Source organism: Streptomyces hypolithicus (assembly GCF_052934925.1).
Genome location: NZ_CM128811.1, coordinates 1,688,062 through 1,709,576, shown reverse-complemented (window position 1 = coordinate 1,709,576; position 21,515 = coordinate 1,688,062). Strand labels below are relative to the sequence as shown.

Annotated in this window: 20 protein-coding genes and 6 pseudogenes; 15 read left to right on the top strand and 11 right to left on the bottom strand. The window is 68.7% G+C overall.

All coding sequences use genetic code 11. From position 1 onward, the window contains the following. The first annotated feature begins 161 nt into the window (after positions 1-161). The 3 genes from ACU6WZ_RS07825 (at position 162) to ACU6WZ_RS07815 (ending at position 2,132) form a co-directional block, all read left to right on the top strand. Positions 162-758, top strand: a complete 597-nt coding sequence (locus tag ACU6WZ_RS07825; RefSeq protein ID WP_447032390.1) for a GNAT family N-acetyltransferase — start codon at positions 162-164, stop codon at positions 756-758. Positions 759-886: 128 nt separating this feature from the next. Further along, the gene (locus ACU6WZ_RS07820) at positions 887-1,465 is read left to right on the top strand and encodes a dihydrofolate reductase family protein (protein ID WP_447032389.1); all 579 of its coding nucleotides are present in this window, start codon (positions 887-889) and stop codon (positions 1,463-1,465) included. A gap of 64 nt (positions 1,466-1,529) precedes the next feature. Further along, positions 1,530-2,132 (top strand): DUF6304 family protein, encoded by a 603-nt coding sequence (locus ACU6WZ_RS07815; RefSeq protein ID WP_447032388.1) that lies wholly within the window; start codon positions 1,530-1,532, stop codon positions 2,130-2,132. A 101-nt stretch (positions 2,133-2,233) separates the two neighbouring features. On the opposite strand, the gene snpA is transcribed toward ACU6WZ_RS07815, so the two are convergent. Beyond that, positions 2,234-2,899, bottom strand: coding sequence for a snapalysin (snpA, locus tag ACU6WZ_RS07810; protein WP_447032387.1), 666 nt, complete (start codon positions 2,897-2,899; stop codon positions 2,234-2,236). Positions 2,900-3,118: 219 nt separating this feature from the next. Between snpA and ACU6WZ_RS07805 the strand changes: the two genes are divergently transcribed. The 3 genes from ACU6WZ_RS07805 (at position 3,119) to ACU6WZ_RS07795 (ending at position 6,590) form a co-directional block, all read left to right on the top strand. Continuing rightward, positions 3,119-4,081 carry a LysR family transcriptional regulator gene (locus ACU6WZ_RS07805; protein WP_447032386.1) on the top strand — a complete coding sequence of 321 codons (963 nt, stop codon included), beginning with the start codon at positions 3,119-3,121 and terminating at the stop codon, positions 4,079-4,081. Positions 4,082-4,297: 216 nt separating this feature from the next. Next, complete coding sequence (locus ACU6WZ_RS07800) at positions 4,298-5,179, top strand: SDR family oxidoreductase (RefSeq protein ID WP_447032385.1); 882 nt, start codon at positions 4,298-4,300, stop codon at positions 5,177-5,179. Positions 5,180-5,351: 172 nt separating this feature from the next. Next, positions 5,352-6,590, top strand: coding sequence for a winged helix DNA-binding domain-containing protein (locus tag ACU6WZ_RS07795; RefSeq protein WP_447032384.1), 1,239 nt, complete (start codon positions 5,352-5,354; stop codon positions 6,588-6,590). 70 nt (positions 6,591-6,660) lie between these two features. Here the strand turns inward: ACU6WZ_RS07795 and ACU6WZ_RS07790 are convergent. The 5 genes and pseudogenes from ACU6WZ_RS07790 to ACU6WZ_RS07770 form a co-directional block, all read right to left on the bottom strand. After that, positions 6,661-6,777: pseudogene (locus ACU6WZ_RS07790) on the bottom strand (ATP-binding protein); the annotation flags it as partial. Positions 6,778-7,445: 668 nt separating this feature from the next. Then, complete coding sequence (locus ACU6WZ_RS07785) at positions 7,446-8,603, bottom strand: DUF4238 domain-containing protein (protein ID WP_447032383.1); 1,158 nt, start codon at positions 8,601-8,603, stop codon at positions 7,446-7,448. 146 nt (positions 8,604-8,749) lie between these two features. Continuing rightward, positions 8,750-9,280 carry an NUDIX domain-containing protein gene (locus tag ACU6WZ_RS07780; protein ID WP_447032382.1) on the bottom strand — a complete coding sequence of 177 codons (531 nt, stop codon included), beginning with the start codon at positions 9,278-9,280 and terminating at the stop codon, positions 8,750-8,752. Continuing rightward, positions 9,244-10,635, bottom strand: a complete 1,392-nt coding sequence (locus tag ACU6WZ_RS07775) for an NsdA family TPR-like regulatory protein (protein WP_447032381.1) — start codon at positions 10,633-10,635, stop codon at positions 9,244-9,246. Before ACU6WZ_RS07775 ends, ACU6WZ_RS07780 begins: the two co-directional genes overlap by 37 nt. Before the next feature lie 181 nt (positions 10,636-10,816). After that, a complete protein-coding gene (locus ACU6WZ_RS07770; RefSeq protein WP_447034345.1) occupies positions 10,817-11,029 on the bottom strand; it encodes a hypothetical protein in 213 nt (70 codons plus the stop codon). On the opposite strand from ACU6WZ_RS07770, the pseudogene ACU6WZ_RS07765 reads away from it, so the two are divergent. The 6 genes and pseudogenes from ACU6WZ_RS07765 to ACU6WZ_RS07740 form a co-directional block, all read left to right on the top strand. After that, a pseudogene (locus ACU6WZ_RS07765) lies at positions 10,932-11,360 on the top strand (hypothetical protein); the annotation flags it as partial. The gene ACU6WZ_RS07770 and the pseudogene ACU6WZ_RS07765 sit on opposite strands and share 98 nt — an antisense overlap. After that, positions 11,300-11,850, top strand: a pseudogene (locus tag ACU6WZ_RS07760) (aminoglycoside phosphotransferase family protein); the annotation flags it as partial. The pseudogenes ACU6WZ_RS07765 and ACU6WZ_RS07760, both read left to right, overlap by 61 nt. A gap of 1 nt (position 11,851) precedes the next feature. Next, entirely contained in the window at positions 11,852-12,544 is a 693-nt protein-coding gene (locus ACU6WZ_RS07755; RefSeq protein ID WP_447033918.1) for a class I SAM-dependent methyltransferase, read from the top strand. Positions 12,545-12,579: 35 nt separating this feature from the next. Further along, a complete protein-coding gene (locus ACU6WZ_RS07750) occupies positions 12,580-13,158 on the top strand; it encodes an HAD domain-containing protein (protein ID WP_447032380.1) in 579 nt (192 codons plus the stop codon). A gap of 81 nt (positions 13,159-13,239) precedes the next feature. Further along, positions 13,240-13,509: pseudogene (locus ACU6WZ_RS07745) on the top strand (XRE family transcriptional regulator); the annotation flags it as partial. 21 nt (positions 13,510-13,530) lie between these two features. Further along, a pseudogene (locus ACU6WZ_RS07740) lies at positions 13,531-14,429 on the top strand (tyrosine-type recombinase/integrase). A gap of 7 nt (positions 14,430-14,436) precedes the next feature. On the opposite strand, the gene sodN reads toward ACU6WZ_RS07740, so the two are convergent. Then, entirely contained in the window at positions 14,437-14,832 is a 396-nt protein-coding gene (sodN, locus tag ACU6WZ_RS07735; protein WP_447032379.1) for a superoxide dismutase, Ni, read from the bottom strand. A 144-nt stretch (positions 14,833-14,976) separates the two neighbouring features. On the opposite strand from sodN, the gene sodX reads away from it, so the two are divergent. Then, the gene (gene sodX, locus ACU6WZ_RS07730) at positions 14,977-15,402 is read left to right on the top strand and encodes a nickel-type superoxide dismutase maturation protease (RefSeq protein WP_447032378.1); all 426 of its coding nucleotides are present in this window, start codon (positions 14,977-14,979) and stop codon (positions 15,400-15,402) included. On the opposite strand, the gene ACU6WZ_RS07725 is transcribed toward sodX, so the two are convergent. Then, positions 15,306-15,935, bottom strand: a complete 630-nt coding sequence (locus ACU6WZ_RS07725) for a CGNR zinc finger domain-containing protein (RefSeq protein WP_447032377.1) — start codon at positions 15,933-15,935, stop codon at positions 15,306-15,308. The two genes, sodX and ACU6WZ_RS07725, sit on opposite strands and share 97 nt — an antisense overlap. 105 nt (positions 15,936-16,040) lie before the next feature. Here ACU6WZ_RS07725 and ACU6WZ_RS07720 point away from each other — a divergent pair. Continuing rightward, positions 16,041-16,854 (top strand): annotated as a pseudogene (locus tag ACU6WZ_RS07720) (class I SAM-dependent methyltransferase). A gap of 116 nt (positions 16,855-16,970) precedes the next feature. Here the strand turns inward: ACU6WZ_RS07720 and ACU6WZ_RS07715 are convergent. Genes ACU6WZ_RS07715 through ACU6WZ_RS07705 form a run of 3 tightly spaced genes read right to left on the bottom strand, consistent with a single transcriptional unit; the run spans position 16,971 to position 19,690 of the window. Next, positions 16,971-17,732 (bottom strand): amino acid ABC transporter ATP-binding protein, encoded by a 762-nt coding sequence (locus tag ACU6WZ_RS07715; protein ID WP_447032376.1) that lies wholly within the window; start codon positions 17,730-17,732, stop codon positions 16,971-16,973. After that, positions 17,729-18,697: an amino acid ABC transporter permease gene (locus ACU6WZ_RS07710; protein ID WP_447032375.1), complete on the bottom strand. Its 969-nt coding sequence runs from the start codon at positions 18,695-18,697 to the stop codon at positions 17,729-17,731. The genes ACU6WZ_RS07715 and ACU6WZ_RS07710 overlap by 4 nt, the downstream gene beginning before the upstream one ends. 45 nt (positions 18,698-18,742) lie before the next feature. Then, a complete protein-coding gene (locus tag ACU6WZ_RS07705; protein ID WP_447032374.1) occupies positions 18,743-19,690 on the bottom strand; it encodes an ABC transporter substrate-binding protein in 948 nt (315 codons plus the stop codon). 524 nt (positions 19,691-20,214) lie between these two features. Between ACU6WZ_RS07705 and ACU6WZ_RS07700 the strand changes: the two genes are divergently transcribed. After that, positions 20,215-21,429 carry an NAD(P)-dependent malic enzyme gene (locus ACU6WZ_RS07700; RefSeq protein WP_447032373.1) on the top strand — a complete coding sequence of 405 codons (1,215 nt, stop codon included), beginning with the start codon at positions 20,215-20,217 and terminating at the stop codon, positions 21,427-21,429. Positions 21,430-21,515 lie beyond the last annotated feature (86 nt).

The window sequence follows — 21,515 nt, the reverse complement described above, 5'->3', positions numbered from 1 at the left end:
CCAGGGGGGAGGAGGGGGCGGAAGCCGCGCGCCCGAGGGGGCACGCGAGGGGGTCACCCGAGGGGAGCGAGGGGAGATCGAAGGGGCCGCCGGGCGTTCGTCGGTATCAACTCTAGGATCGCAGCGTTGAGTTCAGATGATCCTGGGAGAGAGGCCGGACCATGGGCATGGAGATACGCCAGGCGGGGAAGAGCGACCGCGAGGCGCTGGTGCGGCTGCTGGACGCTGCTTTCATAGACGATCCCGTGAGCAGTTGGGTATTCCCCGACCGTGCGCACCGGGGCCGCATGCACGGCACGTTTCTCGGCGTCTTCCTCGACATGGCCCTCAGTGAGGGGCGGGTCGATGTCACCGAGGACGGGTCGGCCACCGCCCTGTGGCTGCAGGTGCCGGCGGGGCCGCCCCCGCCGGACGACGACACTCCGGTCCGGCTGAGGGAGGCAGCCGGCCGGGACAATGAACGCGCCGAGCAGATCAGCCGGATGACGGGCGAAGTCCACCCGCACGACCGGGCGCACGAGTATCTGATGCTGATCGCGGTCTCCCCGGACCGTCAGGGGGAGGGACTCGGCGCCGCCCTGATCGCGCCGGTTCTCGAACGCTGCGACCGGGACGGCGTACCCGCGTACCTGGAGGCGAGCAGCGCGCGCAGCGGCAAGCTGTACGAGCGGCTCGGATTCGCCTTTACCGGCCGGACGGTGGACCTGCCCGACGGTCCTCACATGTGGCCCATGTGGCGCGAGCCGGTGGTCCAGTAGCTCAGGCGGAAAGGGGCTTGCGCTACCACTATGGGTGGAGCACTATGGACGTAGTGGTTGAGGTGCGGGGCTGCGATCCCTGCCGTGCCCGCGTCTCTTCCCTCCCGTCTGTCGATCAAAGGATCAGTTTGCGCAAGCTCACGTACTACGTCGGGATATCCATCGACGGCTTCATCGCGGCACCCGACGGCGCCATCGACTTCTACCCGATGGGCGAGTCGTACCTGAAGGACTTCCTCATCGGCGAGTACCCGGACTGCCTGCCGACCCACGTGCGCCGGCACCTGGGCGTCGACAGCGTGGAGAACAAGCACTTCGACACGGTTGTCCAGGGCCGGGCCACCTATGACCCGGCCCTGGAGATCGGCGTCACCAGCCCGTACAAGCACCTGCGCCAGTACGTCGTCTCCCGCAGCATCAGCCCCTCGCTCGACCCGGACGTCGAGATCATCTCCGGTGATGTCGCCGCGAAGGTCCGCGAACTCAAGCAGCAGGACGGCCTCGGGATCTACCTCGCGGGCGGAGGGAACCTGGCAGCGCAGTTGCTGGAGGAGATCGACGAACTGGTCCTCAAGGTCTATCCGGTCGTCATCGGCTCGGGAGTGCCAGTGTTCTCCGCCGAGTTCGGCGTCTTCAACTTCGCGCTCGACTCGACCCGGACGTACGACAACGGTGCGGTCGTCCTCACCTACACCAAGAAGATCTGACGGCAAGGAGGCCTGATCGAGGGGCCGTTCGAGGACGGGATGCGCACGGGCTACAGTCCGGGCCATGATGGAAGAGCCATGGGCCGGCTGGTACCGCGACCGTGAAGGTTCGGTCGCCGTCACCTTCACGGTGAACGGGCGGCGGCTGCGCACCCGTATCAGGGAATTCGACTTCGAGGGTGACCACTTCAACGCCCTCGCACCGGTCGCCGGGATGCCGTCGGACGGGGCCCGGTACACCCTCTCGGACGGAGCGCTGTGCGACTGCGTACTCGAGTGGGACATCCCTGTGCCGGTGGACGACGCCGACGGCCGGGTGCGCCAGGCCACCCTCAGCTGCCTGCTCGCTCTCGGCCGGCCGCTGCCCGATGGGACCATCGACCGTGAACACCTGGCACTGACCCTGCACTTCGACGGCGCGGCGTACGAGTCGCGGCGCGCCGAGCGGGACTTCGGCCATGCCCTGGCCGCGATCCAGCAGCGCCTCCCGGAGGGGGCGTATCTACGGGGGATGTCCGACGGGCGCGAGTCGGCCGACGGTGCGGGCAGCGGCGGGGACGCGGGCGAAGACAGCCTGGTCGCAATGCTCGGGCCGTGGATCCTGCGCTCAGGTGCCGGACAGAGGGCGCCGGGGTACGCCGCCGGTCTGGAACGCAGCCCGGCGTAGGGCGGGCGCCGGACGGGGCAAGGACGTGCGCCGGGCGGGTTCGCAGGGCTCACTGCGAGCCCGCCCGGCGCCCACTCGGGTGCGAGCGGGGCTCTCCCGCGTCAGGACGCGGGGACGAAGCCGTTCTGCCAGAGCTGGTTCACGCGGCTGCGCTCACGCTGGTCCGGGTTGGCGTTCTGGCACGAGGTGCCGGGGCCGCCGCCGGACATCAGCTCGCTGCACGGGCCCGAGTAGTGGTCCGGCAGACCGAGCACGTGACCGGTCTCGTGGGCGGTGACGCGCGTCGAGTTGTAGCGCTGGTTCTGTGCGTAGTCGAGGAAGATGAAGCCCCTTCCGTGGCCGTTGGTGCTGGCGTACGAACCACGGGAGTCGTTGCCCTCGTGGTAGGTGAAGTCCGGGTTCGAGCCCTCCTGGAGTCTCACGTTGATGACGGAGCTGTTCCAGATCTGCGTGCTGCGGGCTATCTGGGTCCGGAAACTGGGCGCGTTCGCCGCCGAGTAGACGACGGTGACGGCCGCGGCCCCGGGATTCGCCGCTCGCTTCTCCGCGACCGACTTCTGCACGGCCTGGAAGAACGCCTTGTTGGCTGCCGCGTTCTCCTTGGACGCCTCGTACGCGTCGGGGGAGGCGTACCTGAGCTGCACTCCGGCCCTTGGTGCGTCTGCGGCGGCGTCGTGGGGGGCCGCCGTCGCCGGGGTGGCACCGAGGGTCGCGGCCGCGAGGCCGAGGCCGAGAGCGGCGGTGAGCATGCTGCGGGTGTGTCTCATGTGGGGGGCTCCTACTCGTCCGGTCCATGTCAAACAGGTCGGTAGGGGAGAGTGTCGGGCTCGCGAGCCCCGAGCGGATGATGCCAAAGGGCGATAGCACGAGCGCATCACCCCGGTGAGGACCGTCCGGTGTCCAACGTCCGACTGCTCCGGAAACAGGGGGGATTCCCGCGCTTACGGCGTCTGGTGTGGCGCAAGGGGCCGTCCTATGGTCGGCACATGGAGCTTGAGGTCAGGCACCTTCGCGCCCTGTGCGCCATCGCCGACGCCGGCAGCCTGCACAAGGCGGCACGCACGCTCGGGATGAGCCAGCCCTCCCTGACCACGCAACTGCGCCGCATCGAGCACTCGCTGGGCGCGGAACTCTTCTCCCGCGGCCGCACCGGCTGCCGGCCCACCCCGCTGGGGCACGCGGTGCTGAGCAGGGCGCGTCCGCTGATCGAGCAGATGAACGCGCTGGTCGCCGACACCCGGGCGGCGGCAGCACGTACCGGGGACGGCTCTCAGCTGCGCATCGGCGCCACCGCGAGCCGCGTCATCGGGGGGTGGCTGCGCAGGCTCCGTACCAGGCTGCCGGAGACCGACACCTCGCTGCACGTCGACGTGTCGGCCGCCGCGCTGCTGCGGATGCTCGCCGCAGGGCAGCTCGATGTCGCGTTCGTGCACGAGGTGGAGGGCTCCCCGCTGCGTGTGCCGGAGGGCCTGCACCGGCGGGTGCTGGTGGAGCGGGAGCCCCAGTTCATCGCGATGTCACGGGACCACCCGGCCGCTGCCAGGCCGGTGGTGGAGCTGGCGGACCTGGCCGGCGACCGGTGGATGATCGACCCGACGGTGGACGGCGAATGGGACGGTGTACGGCGCCTGTTCGCCGCGGCGGGCCTCGATCCGCCCGTTCTGTGCGGGGACTACCACACCGCGATGTCCCTGATCGTGATCGGGGAGGCCGTCGCACCGTGCCAGCCGACCTCGGGCCCGCGCGACGACATGGCGATCCGCCCCTTGAGCGGCGACCCGCTCGCCGTACGGCTGCTGCTCGTGTGGCGGCCGGGGTTCGACGAGGTGGACGGGGTGTACGCAGACCTGGAGGCGGCGTACCGCGAGGCGGCGATGCGCGCGTCCGGATACCGGCAGTGGCTCCTGCGCAACGAGAGTGCCCTGCCGGCGGGGTGCGCGGTGGCGTGACGGCGTGCCCGGATGGGCGTACAGAGGAATGCGGCAGGTCCGCGCCCGCTTGACGCTGAAAACGTCCGCCCCTGCCCACGCCAAAACACCCGAACACCCGAGACCCCCGAGCGCCGAGCACCAGAGCAGCCCGACCCGCGCACCCGAGCAGCCCGGGCACCCGCGCACCCGAGCAGCCCGGGCACCCGCGCACCCGAGCACCAGAGAAGGAACCCCATGTCCCCAGCCCCCGCCTTCGCCGTCACCGGAGCGAGCGGACAGATCGGCGGCCGTGTCGCACGGCTGCTCGCCGGCGCCGGTGTCGCCCAGCGGCTGATCGGCCGCAGCGCCGCCCGGCTGCCCGACCTCCCCGGCGCGGTCAAGGCGCCGCCCGCCGCGTACGGCGACGTCGACGCGATGCGCGCCGCGCTGGACGGTGCCGGGACGCTCTTCCTGGTCTCCGCGCACGAGAGCGCCGACCGGGTACACGAGCACAGGACCGCCGTGGACGCGGCCGTCGAGGCCGGCATTCAGCGGATCGTGTACGTGTCGTTCCTCGGCGCATCCCCCGACGCGACGTTCACCTTCGGCCGCGACCACTGGCACACCGAGCAGCACATCCGCTCCACCGGCGTGGCCCACACCTTCCTGCGCGACAGCTTCTACCAGGCAGCCTTCCCCGCCATGACCGGCAAGGACGGTCTGATCCGCGGCCCGGCCGGGGAAGGGCGTGTCTCGGCCGTAGCGCACGAGGACATCGCGGACGCGGCAGCCGCCGTACTCCTCACCGAGGACCACGCCGTCCACGCCGGCGCCACGTACGACCTCACCGGACCCCGGGCCCTCTCGCTCGCCGAGATCGCGCACGAGCTGGGCCGGGCCGCGGGGCGCGGCGTCGTGTACCTGCCCGAGACACGCGAGGAGGCGTACGCCTCACGTGCGGAGTACGGGGCCGAGCCGTGGGAGGTCGAGGGCTGGGTGACGTCGTACGCGGCCATGGCGAACGGTGAACTGGCCACCGTCTCCGACGCCGTGCCCCGCCTCACCGGCCGCCCGGCGACCACCTTCGCCGAATTCCTGAACGAGAATCCGCACAGCTACGCCCACTTGCTCCGCTAACACCGACCGGCAATTGGGAGGTGGGTGAAGGAGCGGTGTGGGGGTGCGTGCATCGCAAGGCGGAGGATTGAGGCATGGCGGAGTCAAACTGATTGACGACAACGCGGCGAGGTGCGTGGCCCAACACCGCGACGCCGCACCCCAATTGCCGGTCGGTGTAAGGTCCCTGCCCATGGGGACGCGCATGCCGGTGACGACGGCCGAACGCAGAGCACGCCTGGCCATGCGCCACCGGCTGGCGGTGGAGGCCAGGGCCGACGATCCGGTGGTGGTCGCCCGCGACCTGGTGGCCCTGCACGGGACCGATCCGTCGTCCGTCCATCTCGGCGCTCTGCTGCGGATGAAGTCGGGCACCGTCGGTGACGTCGAACGCGCGCTGTACGACGACCGCTCGCTGCTGCGGCTGCTCGGCATGCGCCGCACCGTGTTCGTGACGTCCCTGGACGTGGCGCCGGTCATCCAGGCGGTCTGCTCACGGGCGGTGGCGGTACGAGAACGCCGCAAGCTGTTGGACTTCCTGGCCGAGGCAGAGGTCGCCACGGGTGCCGCAGCCACCGAGTGGCTCGCGGGAGCCGAACAGGCCGCGATCGAGGCCCTGGAGGCCGGCGGCGAACTGACGGCCGCGGAACTGGCGGCGTCCGACCCCCGGTTGGGTACCGAGCTGGTCCTGTCCCGGGGCAAGAAGCACGAAGGCCGTCAGAAGGTGGCCAGCCGGCTGCTGCTTCTGCTCGCCGCCGAGGGTCTGGCGGTACGGGGCAGGCCGCGCGGATCGTGGACGTCCCACCAGTACCGCTGGTCACCGCTGACCCGGTGGTGCCCGGACGGCCTGGCCGATCTCGACACCCGCGAGGCGGAGACCGAGCTGGCCCGGCGCTGGCTGCGCACGTTCGGTCCCGGCACCGCCGACGACCTGCGCTGGTGGACGGGGTGGACCAAGACCCAGGTCAAGCGCGTCCTGGCCGAACTGCGCGCCGTCGAAGTCGATCTGGAGGTCGCAGAGGGCGCAGAGGCCGGGGAGGGTGCGTCGTCAGTCTCGTCGACCGGCTTCCTGCTCCCGGACGATCTCGAACCGACGCCCGCCCCCGAGCCGTGGGCCGCTCTGCTGCCCGCCCTCGACTCGACCCCGATGGGCTGGCACGAGCGTAACTGGTACCTCGGCGCGCACGCCTCCCGTCTCTTCGACAACGTCGGCAACATCGGGCCCTCCGTGTGGTGGGACGGCCGGATCGTCGGTGGCTGGGCGCAGGACTCCGCCGGGGAGATCGTCTGCCGCTTCCTGGAGGACGTGGGCCCCGACGCGGAGGCGGCGGTACGGGTCGAGGCCGAACGCATGGCCCCGCTGCTCACCGGCGTACGCCTCACCCCTCGCACCCGCGGCAAGACTTGGCTGGAGCAGGAACTCACCTCCTGAGACAGCGGCGCGGCGCCGCGACGGCGGGGCGCAGTTGGCACCGCGCCTGTCAGCCGAGCGTCTGCTCCGTTCAGATGGTCTTGCCCTGCCCGGTGCGCCGGGTGCCCCAGTCCTCGGCGAACTGGGCCACCAGGAAGAGCCCCCGACCGCCCTCGTCGTCCTCCTCGGCCTGGTGCAGATGCGGCGCTCCACATCTGGGGCCACGAACCCCAGGTCCCGCCAGGTACGGCCCAGAGCGTCCCGCGGGCTGAGCCCCTGCGCGCCGGGCGCGGCGGAGTTGAACCGCAGGATGCGCAGTCGTGGGTCGAGGACGTGCAGGCCGATCGGGGGCTCGGTGAACAGCGCGTGCAGCAGCGCGTCGGCGTACTCGGGTTGCATGGCCTGCCGCCCTCCTCCCCCGCCGCGTGGTCTCCCGCTTCCCGTTAGGTGCCCCCTGGCCGCGCCCCACCTCCTGTGCGTGCTGTTTGAGTGACGGATCCAGTGACAGCCGGGACAGCGGGGACAGCGGGGACAGCGGGACGGCCGGGACGGCGGGGACAGCCGTGGTTCACAGACGACCGCACCCGGCCCGTCACGGACTGCGCGGAGGCAGTCCGAACGGGCCGGGTGCGGACAGGCGGGAACGTCTGCGGGGACGACAACCGCAGTGCAGGCGGTCAGGCCTGCTTGGTCTCCCTAGTAATGGGCCGGGTCGGTGACCTGCGGAGATCTTCTCTGCGGGGCGCTGACCTGGCCTTTTACTGATTGCTGGCGATGGGGCGCGATGGTCGTGATCGGGTGTCCTGCGGACTGTGTGCGGACTGGCGTGGGACCGCGAGCGACCGGGGGAATCCCATCCTCTGGCGTTCGATGGTCTCACCGGTCAACAGCTGGTTGGCGGCGTCCCGGGATCGGCCAAGGCAGGTCGTCGATGGTCATTCCATTTCCCCGCTCTCCTGGAGGGGCCGCCCCCGACATGGCTCGCAGACTCGCTTCCGGAATATTTGTGAAGAGGCCCTCTTCACGAATGAGTCCGTCAGCGTTGGACATCGAAGGAAGGTCACGTGTCGCAGGCTGGGGAAGATAAATTCCTTGCAGCGGCGAGTCCTCAGGATGCTGGTATATGTGTTTTCGGGCTCCCATGGCTGTTTCCTGGTTGACACTTCGTGCGATCTTCGTCGATCCCGAAACGGTGAAGTCAGGGATATTAATTCCCTCTCGGACGTTTTTCGGTTGAATCGTGAGGGCGTGGCGACGGCTGAGCGGAACCAAGAATAGGTCGGCCGTGAAAATACCTACTCCCTGCCATGCAGGATAATCAGAAGCGACGGCAAGTGAGACCGGGTGGTCGGATGTGATGATGGAGCGACGGGTGAATTTGTACAGCGTCCACTGGCAGTCCTTGAGGTATGCAGAGGTGCTGGGCAGGAGGTTCATCATTAGCCGGATGTGGTCGTTGGTATCGGCGGCCATATCCGGCCCACCCGGTTTAGTTAGGTCACGCCACTCAGTGTCCAGCTCCTCATCGGATACGACCCGTGCGTCGGCGTCCTGAATACGTGAGCGCAGCGCCTCTTTCCCGGAGACTCCGACGAGGAGTCGGATCATTTCGGCGTTATGGTTGCTCTGATTATGCCGTACCTGCTCCGCCCTTAGGTGCTGTAGGGCAACCCACGTGGCGAAAGATTCTCGATGTTCGCCTTGGATCGGCCAGGTCCCGGACAGGACGAGCTTCAGTGCCTCAGCGGCAGAGCCTTCGATCTTACTGAAGGCTTTCTCGAAGAAGTCCGACAGGGAGCCATCGGGAAGCGTCACCGTGTAGAAATCTTTGATGACGCTCGCGTCGCCGGTCGAAAGAACGGGCGAGGGCGCGCCGGGAAGGGAGATTCGGCGAATTCGTCCCGCGTCATCTGCGAAGCCGTTCAAGTAGAACTTGGAGACGGTGTGCTGTCGTCGAACTCGCTTTGTCAAGCCTTCCCCTGATGCCTGGTTGGGTGAATCGAATGAGAGATGGTGTGTGAGTGAGAGGATCATGCAACACTTGAGTGAGGTCGGGGACCGAATCAACTGCCTGCACTGACGCACCCTCGGGATTCACTAACTTGGAGCGCTCCGCTCCGCTCCGAGCGCGAATCGCGAAGGGCCTGCCTGGGTAATCGATTGGGACGCGATCGGTGCCTCTATTGCCAGCCGTCGAGGGAGATCTCCGGGCCTTCCGCGAGGTACCGGTGGAGGGCGCTTGAGGTGGTCTCCACGAACTCCTCGGGAATGGCATCGGCGTCAACCCAGCGGACCTGGGCGTGCTTGCGGGGTTCGCGGTTCTCGGGTTTGCCGGCCCATTCGTGGGTGGCGAAGACGACGGTGAGGAAGCCATTGGGGGCTTCGACGCCCCAGGCGCCGTGGATGATGTGGGCGACCTTGAGGGACTCGGGCTTTACCGTGAGGCCGGTCTCTTCGTAGAGCTCGCGGACCGCGGTCTCGGTGATGGGCTCGCCGGGCTCACTCTTGCCGACCGGCAGGTCCCACATGCCCTGGGCGAACTTGGCGTTCTCGCTGCGCTGGAGGAGGACGACGCGGTTGGTGACCTTGTCATGGACGATGACTGCGGCGACCAGCAGGGTCATCGAATCGAGCGCCGGCTTGAGGGCCTTCGGCTGGTCGTCGGACTGCTGGGTCACGCGGGTCCCTTCGTCGGACTGGTTGTCGGGCATGTTAGGCGAGGGTTTCGCGCGCGCCGGGCGAGATCCGCGGCGCCGGGCACTTTGCGCCGCTGGTAGACCGCGAGGGTGGAGCGGATTGAGGTGATCGCCTTGCGGGTGCGGTCGGAGGTCATGCCCTCCATGAGGACCAGCGCCTGTGCCCATGCGGCGACGGCCTCGTCGGCGCGGGCCTGCGCGGCGAGGCTGTCGCCGAGGTCGGCGTGGGTAAGGGCGTGGACGCGCTTGTACTTCTTCGGGTCCCAGCGGGTGAGGGCGTCGCGATGCTGCTGCTCGGTGCCGACGTGATCGGCGAGATCGGTCAGAGTGCGAGCGGTGTGGCTCGCCACGGTGCCGGCGGCGGGGCCGCTGACGCGGGAGTAGCTGGGTTGGGGGGCGTCGTCACGTAGGAGCGCGTCTTCGGCGGCGAGTAGGGCACGTGCGGCCAAGGGGTGCTCGTTAACGGCGGCGTAGGCGCGGGCGTGGGTGATGTGGAGAAGGGCTTCGGTCTGGCCGTCTATGTGGTCGGCGCCTCGGGCGAGGGCGGCTTCGGCGAGATCGATGCAGTGGTGGGGCTGCTTGAGGCTGAGGGCCTGGTGGGCAAGGGCCCGCATCATCCAGGCGGCGTGGCCGTGAGGGTCGGCTTCGCAGGCGAGTTGGTAGCCGACCTGGTAGTAGCGCTGGGCGGCTCCCTCCTGACCCAGGTCGTGGTGCTTCCAGCCTGCGAGGTAGGCGAGTTCGGCTACGGCTCCGAAGGCTGCCCGGCGTAAGGGTTCGGTAGGGAAGCGGGCGCGGAGCATGGGTGCGGCTGCGTCGGCGAGGTAGGCGGTGACCGTGGTCAGGCCGTGGCCGCCGCCGAGGCGCTCGTCTGCGGCGCTGAAGGCCGTGGTGATCTGTCGTACGACGTTCACGTCCTCTACGCCGATCATGGATGCGCCGGTGCGGGCACGGAGCATGCGGGCGGTGGCCTCGTGGTCGTAGCCGAGCGGCATCGCGACGCCGGCCGTGGTGAAGACCGCGATGGCGAGGAAGCGGCGGCGCTCGACGTCGGCGCGTCCGAGGTCGGTGACGGCGAGAACGGGATCGGATTCCGTCGGCTCTTCGGCGTCGGCTGCGCGGAGGCCGATCTCGGTCTGGGTGACCGTGCGTCCCGCTCGGCGGGACAGGGCCTCGGACAGGTACTGACCTACCCGGCCCGAAGGGGCGCGGGTGCCGTTCACCCAGTGGGAGATGGCCGACTTGTTGGTCTGGAGGATCTCGCCGTTCTCGGCGGCGATGCGCCCCACGTCCCTGGCGAGAGCCTCATAGGTGCAGCCGACCGCGTCGATGACATCACGCAGGCGGGAGTTGGCTTCTCTCTGCGCCGCCACGATCGCCTCCGGAGCTGTAAACCGCGTATACCGCTTCAACTGCCCTCCACCGTACCCACCGAGCGTGACCACCGGTTCACTTATCAGCAGCCGCCCGGAACGGCGCAAACGTGAACCAGGCTCCCCCTTGGTCCGGGCGGCACCCCGAAGTTCCGTACACCCAAACCGGGTTCGGGCATTTCTATGCCCGGACCCGGCCGAACAGAGACGGAGACACGGTGACCACCATCGACACCACGGCCATCACGGTCGAACTGCCCGAGGCGTTCGACCCGCGCTGGAGCCGCCTGCCCGGCATCCAGGTCGACGGCCGGCGCATCACGATCGACCCGGCCGAGTACTTCTTCCGCTTCGAGTCGAACACGTGGCTCGTTGCCGACTGGGAGCTGGTCAAGGCCCAGCTCCTGGACGTGGACGAGACGACCGAGAGCGCGGTCGAGCAGCTCGCGCTCGACTTCATCAAGCAGCACAGCGAGTCCACTTCGGACGCGGCCCGCGTGCTGACCACCGCGTACGAGGTGTACGCCTACCTGTTCCGCGACAAGCACCTGGCCGGCCTCGGCCTCCCGCAGATCACCGCCGAGCACTTGAGGATGCTCCGCGAGGCGGCCACGCTCATGGCGCTCAACAAGGTCGAGCTGGACGGACACATCTCCAACGTCGGCCCCTGCTGGTTCTTCCCCGCCGCCACCTCCGTCGTCTTCGACCTGGACGAGGAGGACGGCTTCGCAAGGCCGAGCGGTGGCGGGACACGGACGACGTTGAGGACGCGCTCGACCGGATCGCCCGGGCCGCCGAGGCCCGCTCGGCCGGAGCGACGAAGGCGCCCTTCGGCTGGGTGCACTCCGAGTTCCACCCCACCAGCCTCCACATCGGACAGCAGGGAGGCTGGCGGCTGCTCGACTTCGCCCGCGCCTTCACCGGCCCCGGCCTGCTCGACCTCGCCAGCTGGCACGGCACCATCGAGGCCCCACACCCCGTACGTCTGCGCGTCTTCCTGGAGCAGTACGTCACCGCCGGCGGCACCCCCGACGCCCTCGCCCCGCGCGGCGGGCTCACCGCCGAGAACTGGGCCCTGGCTGGCACCGTATGTGGGCGGTCGAGTGGTTCATGGAGCAGTCCATCCGTTGGATCGACGACCCGTCTACCGACCCCGCCTACATCAAGGCCGTCCGCCGCCACCTCACCGACGTCCTCCACCTCCTGGAGATCTGACGTGCTCGCCCAGGCTTCCCCGTGGCACGTCCACGCCGTCCAGCGCACCGCCGTCGGACTCGCCGAACCGTTGTCCGCACCCGCGCGGATGGAGTGGACCACCCGGCCCGGCCAAGGACCCAGTGCAGAGATTCTCGGCGCGGACCCGCGCGGCAAGCGGGTGGTGGAGCTCGGCTGCGGCCCCGGTCACAACGCCGCTCACCTGGCCACCCGCCACGGCGCCCACGTCGCCGGCGTCGACCTGGTCGGTCTGCAGGTCCGCCGAGCCCGCTCCCACTACGGACGGCTGAACAACCTCACCTTCGTCGCCGGCCACGCCCTGCACTACCTGCAAGCCTCCGACGAGCAGTTCGACGCGATTTACTCCGTCTTCGGCGCTGTCGGACTCGTCGCCCCAGAGCTCCTGCTGCCAGCCATCGCGGCGCACCTCAAGCCCGGTCGGATGCTCGCCTTCTCCGTCCCCCACCCGCAGCGCGGCGGCCGAAGCCCCTCCGGCGACGACCGGCCTCGCCGCGACTTCGTCACTCTCCCCGACCGCACGCGACTGCCCATCGCCCGTTGGGAGTTCGATACGGATCGCTGGGAGAGGCACCTCAGCAACGCGGGCTTCTGGCTCACCTCGGCCCAGGAGTTCCACGACTCCCGCATGGGCCACTGGCCCACCACCCTGCTGATCCGCGCCCGCAAGCTCTGACAGCCGCCCTCGCCCCGGCTCACTCTGGAGGACCGATGCGCCTGCCCTACCTGCTCCTCGACGTCGACGGCGTCCTCATACCCTTCCCTGAGGCCGGCGGGACCACCCCGGCCACACACGCTCGCCACGACGTCGTCCCCGCCGGCCGCAGCGCAGACAACCCGGTCACCGTCTGGCTCGACCCCGCCCACGGCCGCCTGCTCATGGAGGTGATCCGTACCGGCCTGGTCACCCCCGTCTGGTGCACCAGCTGGAGGCAGGACGCCACCACCCTCATCGGCCCCCTCCTCGACCTCCCCACCTGGCCGTACGTGGACCTGCCCCGCCCGCAGATCACCACCAGCCACCCCAACGGCTATCTCTGGAAGCGCGATCACGTCGACACCTGGCTCGGCGAAGCACCAGCCATCTGGATCGACGACGACTTCACCAGCCTCGACCACGACTGGGCCACAGAGCGCACCACCCGCGGCGTGGCGACCCTCCTGATCCAACCTGACCCCCGTGCCGGGCTCCAGGCTGATCACCTGGCCGAGGCCCGAGCGTGGGCCAGGCGGTTGCTCGCTGTGCGGACTGCTGCACCGGCTACTCCGAGCGAAACCGAAGCTGCCTGACGCGAACCGGGGCCAAAAGCGTCGATGCCCTCGCCACGAGGCGTGGCGAGGGCATCGACCGGGGTCAGCGGTGCCGACCTCGAGCTGCCCCTCGAAGAGCTCATGTCCCCGCCTCTCGAAGGCATTGACGTGGACGGACGACGGCTGGTCCAAGAGGCCGTCGAGGCGTTCTACGAGTCCCGCGACGCCCAGGACCGTCTCCACCAGGCCGTCGTCGCGACGGCCGAGCACATCCGGGCCCACCCCGACAGCTTGCGGGCCATCCACCAGCAGTGCCTCCGCCTCATGGGCGAAGAACGCGACGCCCGCGCCCTCACCGAGTACATCGAAGACGGCGGCTACCACCACTGACCGACGACAGGGAGAACAGACTTGGCCAACGTTCAGAAGCGCCCCAACGGCAAGTGGCGGGCTCGCTACCGCGACCTCGACGGCAAGGAGCACGCCCGCCACTTCGACCGCAAGCTCGACGCCCAGCGCTGGCTCGACGAGGTCACGGCCAGCGTCGTCACGGGGCAGTACGTCGACCCGCGCGCCGGCAAGATCTCCTTCGAGAAGTACGCGACGAAGTGGGAGGCCGAGCAGATTGCCGGCGAGGCCGGCACCCGGATCACCGACAGTGCTCGCCCTACGAGTGCACCTGATACCCGCGCTTGGCCCGTACACGATGGTGTCCCTGCGGCGGACTCACATCCAGGCCCTGTTCAAGGGGCTCTCCGAGCAACTCGGGCCCGGCAGCGTGCGCAACGTCTACGAGGTCTTGGTCCGGGTCACGGCGGCCGCCGTAGGGGACAAGGTGATAGCCGCGAGCCCTTGCAAGCGGATCCCCCTCCCGCCGGTGACCGACGAGGAGATCGGCCGCCCACCATTGCGCAGGTCGAGGCGATGTCCGACGCCATGCCGCCGTACATCCGCGTCGCGATCGTCGTACTGGCCGGGTCAGGGTTGCGCCCCGCAAGGCACTCCAGGCGGTGGAAAACAAGACGGCGGAGAGCGAGGGCCGCAAGCCCGTCCAGCTGCCGCACTTGGTGACCCACGATCTGCGGCACTTCTACGCCTCCGCGCTCATCGGCGGTGGGGCGAGCGTCAAACAGGTGCAGCTGGTCCTCGGGCACGCGTCCGCCGTGATCACGCTGCGGATCTACGCGCACATGTGGCCGGGCGAAGAAGACCGCACCCGGTCCGTGATGGACGCCGTTCTCGGCGGCCTGCGGACCGGGTGCGGACAGGTAGGCGACATGACCAGCGAAACCGCAGGTCAGACGGCCTAGTCAGAGATCAAGCCTGCTTGGTCTCCCAGAAGATCTTGTCGATCTGGGCGATGTAGTCCAGCGCCTTCTGGCCGGTCGCCGGGTCCTTGGAGCCCTTGGCGGCGCTCAGGGACTTGAGGGTGTCGTTGACGAGCTGGTGCAGCTCGGGGTACTTCTCGAAGTGCGGGGGCTTGAAGTAGTCGCTCCAGAGCACCGAGACGTGGTGCTTGGCGAGCTCCGCGCGCTCCTCCTTGATGACCGTGGCGCGAGCCTGGAAGTGCGCGTCGTCGTTGCCCTGCATCTTCTCCTGGACGCCCTTGACCGACTCGGCCTCGATGCGGGCCTGAGCCGGGTCGTACACGCCGCAGGGCAGGTCACAGTGTGCGCTGACCTTGACCTTGGGGGCAAACAGTCGGGAGAGCATGTAAGAGCTTCCTTCCTCGTGATCGTCTTCTCAGGTGCGACATTACTCCGTGAGAGAGGCGAATTGGCGGGTGCCCCCGTGGGCTTAGGTCAAAAGTCCAGGGTGACGATGGGGCTGGTGGAGGATCGGACCGGGAGGTGCTGGATGGTGGATCAGGGGCGGGAAACCACGGCGATGTTCGGGTTCGCCGAGGTGACGGGCCCTTCCATGGTGCCGACGCTGCGCCACGGCGATCAGCTGCTGGTGCAGTACGGGGCGGGGCTCAAGCCGGGGCATGTGGCCGTGCTGCGTCACCCGTTGCAGCAGGACCTGCTCATCGTGAAGCGGCTGATCGAGCGACGGGGCAGCGGCTGGTGGGTGCTCGGCGACAACTCCGGAGCCGAGGTCGTCGACAGCCGGGCCTTCGGGGTGGTGCCGGCCGATCTGGTGCTGGCGCGGGTGCGCGCGCGCTACCGGCCGATCACGGCGGGGCGTCAGCGCTCCCCTGGGGTGGTGGCGTCCTGGCTGGTGTCCGCCGTACGCCCCGTGACGGCCGGCCGGTCCGTCTCCAGGCGCTTGCGTGCACGATAGGCGGCGACGTTGGCGCGGGTCGCGCAGCGGTCGGAGCAGTAGCGGCGCGAGCGGTTCGTCGAGGTGTCCAGATAGGCGTTGCGGCACGGCGCCGCCTGGCACAGGCCGAGGCGGTCCGCGCCGTGCTCCGTGAGGTGGAACGCCAGCCCCATCGAGGCGATCGCGGCGTAACCGGCAGTCGCGTTCGAAGGGTGGTCGGCGAGGTGCATGTGCCAGTCCGGGCGGCCGTCCTCCTTGCGCAGCTCGTGGCCGGAGACCTGCGGACTGACCGGGAACTCCAGCAGGAGCGAGTTCAGCAGGTCCACGGCGAGCGTCTGGTCGCCCCGGTCCGCCGCCTCGAAGATCGCGCGCAGGCGGGCCCGTACCGAACGAAAGCGCGTGACGTCCGCGTCCGTGGCGCGGCGGCCCGCCGACGCGTTACCGCCGAAGAGGGCGCGGACCGCCTCCACAGAGGTGAGCGAGTCCTTGTTGCGGGCCGGCTCCTCGGTGTTGACCAGGCGCACGGCGTAGTCCGAGTAATAGGCCAGTTCCACTTGTGGTCCTTACGGGGGCGGTCTAGGGTATGCGTAACAGCTGGTCGCGCTTCCAGGGTATTACGTAACGGTGCGGAGCTCGTGAGGATGACGGAGACGAAGACGATGGTGGGGACGGGGACGGCGGCAGGGTCCTATTGGGCGGACTGGCAGGAGAGCTGGGACCGGCAGCAGGAGTGGTACATGCCGGACCGCGAGGAGCGGTTCCGGGTGATGCTGGGTGGGGGTCCCCCCATGCCCTTAAGGCACCCTTAAGGCTATGGGGGAGGTCGAAGCCCTGGTCGGCCCCCGGCCGAGGGTGCTGGATCTGGCGTGCGGTACGGGAAGTATCACGGACCGGCTGCTGAAGCGGTTCCCGGAGGCCACCAGCACCGGCGTCGATCTCGACCCGGCGCTGCTCGCCATCGCCCGCGGGTACTTCGACGGGGACGAGCGGGTCACCTTCGTGACGGCTGATCTGAAGGACCCGCAGTGGACTGCCGCGCTGCCCCACACGTCGTACGACGCCGTTCTCACCTCCACCGCCCGGCACTGGCTGCGCAACGACGCACTCACCACCCTGTACGGGCAGCTCGGCGGCCTGGTGCGCCCGGACGGCGTTTTCATGAACGCGGACCGGATGAAGGACGAAGCCACCCCGCGCATCGACGCCGCCGAAAGCGTCCACCGCCACGCCCACATGGACCGCGCCAGGGCCCAGGGCGCTCTCGACTGGACCGACTGGTGGGCCCTGGCCGCCAAGGACCCCGTACTCGCCGGGCCGACCGCTGAGCGGTACGAGATCTACGGCGAGCACGCGGACGGCGAGACCCCGTCGGCCGAGTGGCACGCGCGCACGCTGCGCGAGGCCGGCGGCTTCGGGGAAGCGCGGACGGTGTGGCGCTCGCCGTCGGACGCGGTGGTGCTGGCGCTGAAGTAGCCGCTGCCGCCGGGAGATACGAAGAGGGCGGTACGGACCCCGACTCGGAGTCCGTACCGCCCTCTGACGTACCTGCAAGAAGGCAAAGAGCACCTTCCCGCTAGAGCACGTACCTGCTAAAGCACCTTGGACAGGAACGCCTTGGTGCGGTCGTGCTGCGGGTTGGTCAGGACCTCACGCGGGCTGCCCGACTCGACCACCACGCCGTCGTCCATGAAGACCAGCGCGTCGCCGACCTCGCGGGCGAAGCCCATCTCGTGGGTGACGACGATCATCGTCATGCCGTCCTCGGCGAGACCGCGCATGACATCGAGTACGTCGCCCACCAGCTCGGGGTCGAGCGCCGACGTCGGCTCGTCGAAGAGCATCAGCTTCGGCTCCATCGCGAGCGCACGGGCGATCGCAACGCGCTGCTGCTGGCCGCCGGAGAGCTGCGACGGGTAGTTGCCGGCCTTGTCACCCAGGCCTACGCGGTCGAGCAGACGCTCGGCGCGCTCCCTGGCGACTGCCTTGGTCTCGCCCTTGACCTGAATCGGCGCTTCCATGACATTGCCGAGCGCTGTCATGTGCGGGAAGAGGTTGAAGCGCTGGAAGACCATGCCGATGTCCCGGCGGTGTGCCGCGACCTCGCCGTCCTTCAGCTCGTAGAGCTTGTCGCCCTTCTCGCGGTAACCCACCAGGCGGCCGTCAACCGAGAGCCGGCCGGCGTTGATCTGCTCCAGGTGGTTGATGCACCGCAGGAAGGTGGACTTGCCGGAGCCGGACGGGCCGACCAGACAGAACACCTCACGCGGGGCGACTTCGAGGTCGATGCCCTTGAGGATGTGGGCTGCGCCGTAGGACTTGTGTACGCCCTCGGCTTTCACCATGGGAGTCATGTGGACTGTCCTCCCCTGGGGCTGCTGAGAGACATCAAGTTGACCTTGACTTTCTGCCATGGTGTCGGCGCCAGCTGGCGCAGCGAACCTCGTGCGTAACGGCGCTCAAGGTAGTACTGGCCGACGCTGAACACGCTGGTCAGGGCCAGGTACCAGACGGAGGCCACGAGCAGCATCTCCATGACGGCGAACGAGGTGGAGCCGATGTTCTGCGCGGCTCGCGTCAGGTCCACGAATGTCACGACCGCCACCAGGGACGACGTCTTGAGCAGGTTGATGAACTCGTTGCCGGTCGGCGGCACGATCACCCGCATCGCCTGCGGCAGGACCACGCGGCGCATGGTCTTGGTGTTCTTCATGCCCAGGGCGTGCGCAGCCTCGGTCTGTCCCTCGTCGACCGACTGGATGCCGGCCCGGACGATCTCGGCCATGTAGGCACCCTCGTTCAGGCCGAGCCCCAGGAGGGCCACCATGAACGGGGTCATGACGTCGACCATCTCGTCCTTGTAGAACCCGATGTTCAGGATCGGGAAGATCAGGGCGAGGTTGAACCACAGCAGCAGCTGCACGAACACCGGGGTACCGCGGAAGAACCAGATATACAGCCAGGCCACCGCGCCGGTGACAGGGTTCTTCGACAGTCGCATGACCGCGAAGACGACGCCCAGTACGAGGCCGATGAGCATCGACAGCACGCTGATCAGCAGCGTGCGGCCCATTCCGGCCAGGATCCGGTCGTCGAAAATGAACTCTCCGACCGTGTCCCATCGGACGTTGCCCTGCGAGAACGCGTAGACGAGCATGCCGAGCGCCGCGATCACGATCACGCCGGAGACCCAGCGGCCCCAGTGGCGGATCGGGATGGCCTTGATCTGCTCGGGGGGAGCGCTGTTGGCTGCCACCTTGGCGGCCGCCGAGTCCTCGGGGGGCTCGTCGGCGGGCGCCTTGTCGAACTTGTCAGTCACTGTGACTGCCCTTCAGTGAAACGCTTGAGGCGAGGACGCCGGGACTTACTTGCCGGCGTTGATGGTCGCCTCGGTGACGGCGCTGTTCTTGACGTCCCACTTCTCCAGGACCTTCTCGTACTCGCCGTTCTTGATGATCGCGTCCAGGGCTTCCTTGATCGCGTCACGCAGCTCGGTGTTGTCCTTGTTCACCGCGATGCCGAAGGGGCCTGCGTCGGTCTGGCCGCCCGCGACCTCGAAGTCCTTGCCGCCGCCCGCGGTCTTCGCGATGTGCGCGGCGACCGGGTAGTCGTTGAGGTCGGCGACTGCGGCACCGAGCTTCACGCGGGTCTGGGCCTCGGCGTCGGTGTCGAACGGCGCGATCTCAAGCTTCTTCTTGCCGCACTTCTTGGCCTGTTCCTTGAACGTGTCCTCGTAGATCGTGCCGCGCTGGACAGCGACCTTCTCGCCGCACAGGTCGTCCAGGGACTTGATGTTCTCCGGGTTGCCCTTCTTGACCAGCAGCGAGACGCCCGAGTTGAAGTAGTCGACGAAGTCGACGCCCTTGCCGGCCTTCTTGCCCTTGTCGTCCAGGCCCTCCTGGCGGGCCTTGGTGTCGCTCATGGCCGACATGACGATGTCCTGGCGACCGGTGTTCAGGGACGTGATCAGGCCGTCGAAGGTGCCGCTGGTGAACTCGAACTTGACGCCGAGCTCCTTGCCGAGGGCCGCGGCGATGTCGGGGTCGATGCCGACGATCTTGCCGCCCTCCTCGAACTCCATCGGGGCGTACGCGGCGTCAGTGCCGACCTTGATCACACCTGCGTCCTGGTACTTCTTCGGCAGCTTGCCGGCGAGCGCGGCCGTCGAGGACTCGCCGCCCTCCTTCGTGCCGCCGCCGCTGGTCTGGTCGCCGCAGGCGGTCAGCAGCAGGGTGCCCGCGACCGCGATCGCGCCGACCGCGGCAATCCGGGACTTCTTGGCGGTCGTACGACGGGTGGTGCTTGCGGTCATGGTTCGTTCCTCCGGCGGGGTGGGGGAGTGGCCGAACGGTCGGGTACACACTTTCCAGTGTGGCGACCTTGCGTGATTACGGCATCTTGCCATTCGGACTAGCCCATTCAGGGGGTCAGGCATGTCAAAATCGGGTAACGGGTCACCCCCGAATCCCAGCAGGCCGGTACATCAAGACCGGATCATCTGCTGGGACCTGCCGTTCCGGCCGGAAAATCTCCGGTCCATCTCGCCATGTGGGAGCGATCGATGCAGCCAAACGGACTTGTCCAGAAATGCGCGTATGAGTCGTGTCACGTAGACGGTATTGGCTCGTCGGAGACGCCGTCGGTCCGGTAGTAAAGACACCTACACCCCTCATCCGGGGCTCAGGGCGCGTGTGCGGCGCGTCCGCGCGTACGTACCTCCTTCTCTGCCGGGACGGCCCAACCGTCCGGCGCAGGGAACGTACGCGGTGCCCGCCCACCCCTCCTCAACCAGGAGCGGCCACCCTCAACTGATGAAGACTTAAGGGGTAAAAAGAAATGTCAGCGGAGATCGTCAATCCTCGCAGCGACAGCAGTACTACGGAGAGTGCTCCGGAGGAGCCCTTCGATCCGGCGTTCGCCCTGCACCGTGGCGGCAAGATGGCCATCCAGGCGACCGTTCCGGTGCGGGACAAGGACGACCTGTCTCTTGCGTACACGCCGGGCGTCGCCAAGGTGTGCAGCGCGATCGCGGACCAGCCCGACCTGGTGAACGACTACACCTGGAAGGCCAACGTCGTGGCCGTCGTGACGGACGGTACGGCCGTCCTCGGCCTCGGTGACATCGGACCGGAGGCCTCGCTCCCCGTCATGGAGGGCAAGGCGATCCTGTTCAAGCAGTTCGGCGGCGTCGACGCGGTGCCGATCGCGCTCGCGACGACCGACACGGACGAGATCATCGAGACCGTCGTGCGCCTCGCGCCGTCCTTCGGCGGCGTGAACCTGGAGGACATCTCCGCGCCGCGCTGCTTCGAGATCGAGCGCCGGCTCCAGGAAGCGCTGGACATTCCGGTCTTCCACGACGACCAGCACGGCACGGCCGTGGTCACCCTGGCCGCACTGCGCAACGCGGCCAGGCTCACCGGCCGTACGCTCAACGACTTGCGCGCCGTCATCTCCGGCGCGGGCGCGGCCGGGGTCGCCATCGCGAAGTTCCTGCTGGCGGCCGGCATCGGTGACGTGGCCGTCGCCGACCGCAAGGGTGTGGTCAGCCAGGACCGCGACGACCTGACGGACGTCAAGCGGGAGCTGGCGCAGATCACGAACAGGGCGGGGCTCAGCGGCTCCCTGGAGAGCGCGCTGGCGGGCGCCGACGTCTTCATCGGCGTCTCGGGCGGTACGGTCCCGGAGCCCGCGGTCGCCTCGATGGCGCCCGGCGCCTTCGTCTTCGCCATGGCCAACCCGAACCCCGAGGTCCACCCGGATGTTGCGCACAAGTACGCGGCGGTCGTCGCGACCGGGCGCAGCGACTACCCGAACCAGATCAACAACGTGCTGGCCTTCCCGGGCATCTTCGCCGGAGCCCTCCAGGTGCGGGCCTCCCGTATCACCGAGGGCATGAAGATCGCGGCGGCGACCGCACTGGCGGATGTCGTCGGGGACGCGCTGGCCGCGGATTACGTGATCCCGTCGCCGTTCGACGAGCGGGTCGCGCCGGCGGTGACGGCGGCCGTCGCCGCCGCCGCGCGCGCGGAGGGCGTGGCGCGGCGATAGGTGGTTCCTCGCTTTACCTGTACGGGCCGTGCGGCGCTCCTGAGGAGTGCGGCGCGGCCCGTGCGGTTTCTGGTGGGGTGCGCCGC

What these genes read in the sequence shown, in the direction of transcription:
- ACU6WZ_RS07700 (WP_447032373.1), top strand. Translation starts at nt 20,215, where the DNA reads ATGTCAGCGGAGATCGTCAATCCTCGCAGCGACAGCAGTACTACGGAG.
- ACU6WZ_RS07825 (WP_447032390.1), top strand. Translation starts at nt 162, where the DNA reads ATGGGCATGGAGATACGCCAGGCGGGGAAGAGCGACCGCGAGGCGCTG.
- ACU6WZ_RS07795 (WP_447032384.1), top strand. Translation starts at nt 5,352, where the DNA reads ATGGGGACGCGCATGCCGGTGACGACGGCCGAACGCAGAGCACGCCTG.
- ACU6WZ_RS07805 (WP_447032386.1), top strand. Translation starts at nt 3,119, where the DNA reads ATGGAGCTTGAGGTCAGGCACCTTCGCGCCCTGTGCGCCATCGCCGAC.
- ACU6WZ_RS07800 (WP_447032385.1), top strand. Translation starts at nt 4,298, where the DNA reads ATGTCCCCAGCCCCCGCCTTCGCCGTCACCGGAGCGAGCGGACAGATC.
- sodX (WP_447032378.1), top strand. Translation starts at nt 14,977, where the DNA reads ATGGTGGATCAGGGGCGGGAAACCACGGCGATGTTCGGGTTCGCCGAG.
- ACU6WZ_RS07715 (WP_447032376.1), bottom strand. Translation starts at nt 17,732, where the DNA reads ATGACTCCCATGGTGAAAGCCGAGGGCGTACACAAGTCCTACGGCGCA.
- snpA (WP_447032387.1), bottom strand. Translation starts at nt 2,899, where the DNA reads ATGAGACACACCCGCAGCATGCTCACCGCCGCTCTCGGCCTCGGCCTC.
- sodN (WP_447032379.1), bottom strand. Translation starts at nt 14,832, where the DNA reads ATGCTCTCCCGACTGTTTGCCCCCAAGGTCAAGGTCAGCGCACACTGT.
- ACU6WZ_RS07750 (WP_447032380.1), top strand. Translation starts at nt 12,580, where the DNA reads ATGCGCCTGCCCTACCTGCTCCTCGACGTCGACGGCGTCCTCATACCC.
- ACU6WZ_RS07785 (WP_447032383.1), bottom strand. Translation starts at nt 8,603, where the DNA reads ATGATCCTCTCACTCACACACCATCTCTCATTCGATTCACCCAACCAG.
- ACU6WZ_RS07815 (WP_447032388.1), top strand. Translation starts at nt 1,530, where the DNA reads ATGATGGAAGAGCCATGGGCCGGCTGGTACCGCGACCGTGAAGGTTCG.
- ACU6WZ_RS07705 (WP_447032374.1), bottom strand. Translation starts at nt 19,690, where the DNA reads ATGACCGCAAGCACCACCCGTCGTACGACCGCCAAGAAGTCCCGGATT.
- ACU6WZ_RS07780 (WP_447032382.1), bottom strand. Translation starts at nt 9,280, where the DNA reads ATGCCCGACAACCAGTCCGACGAAGGGACCCGCGTGACCCAGCAGTCC.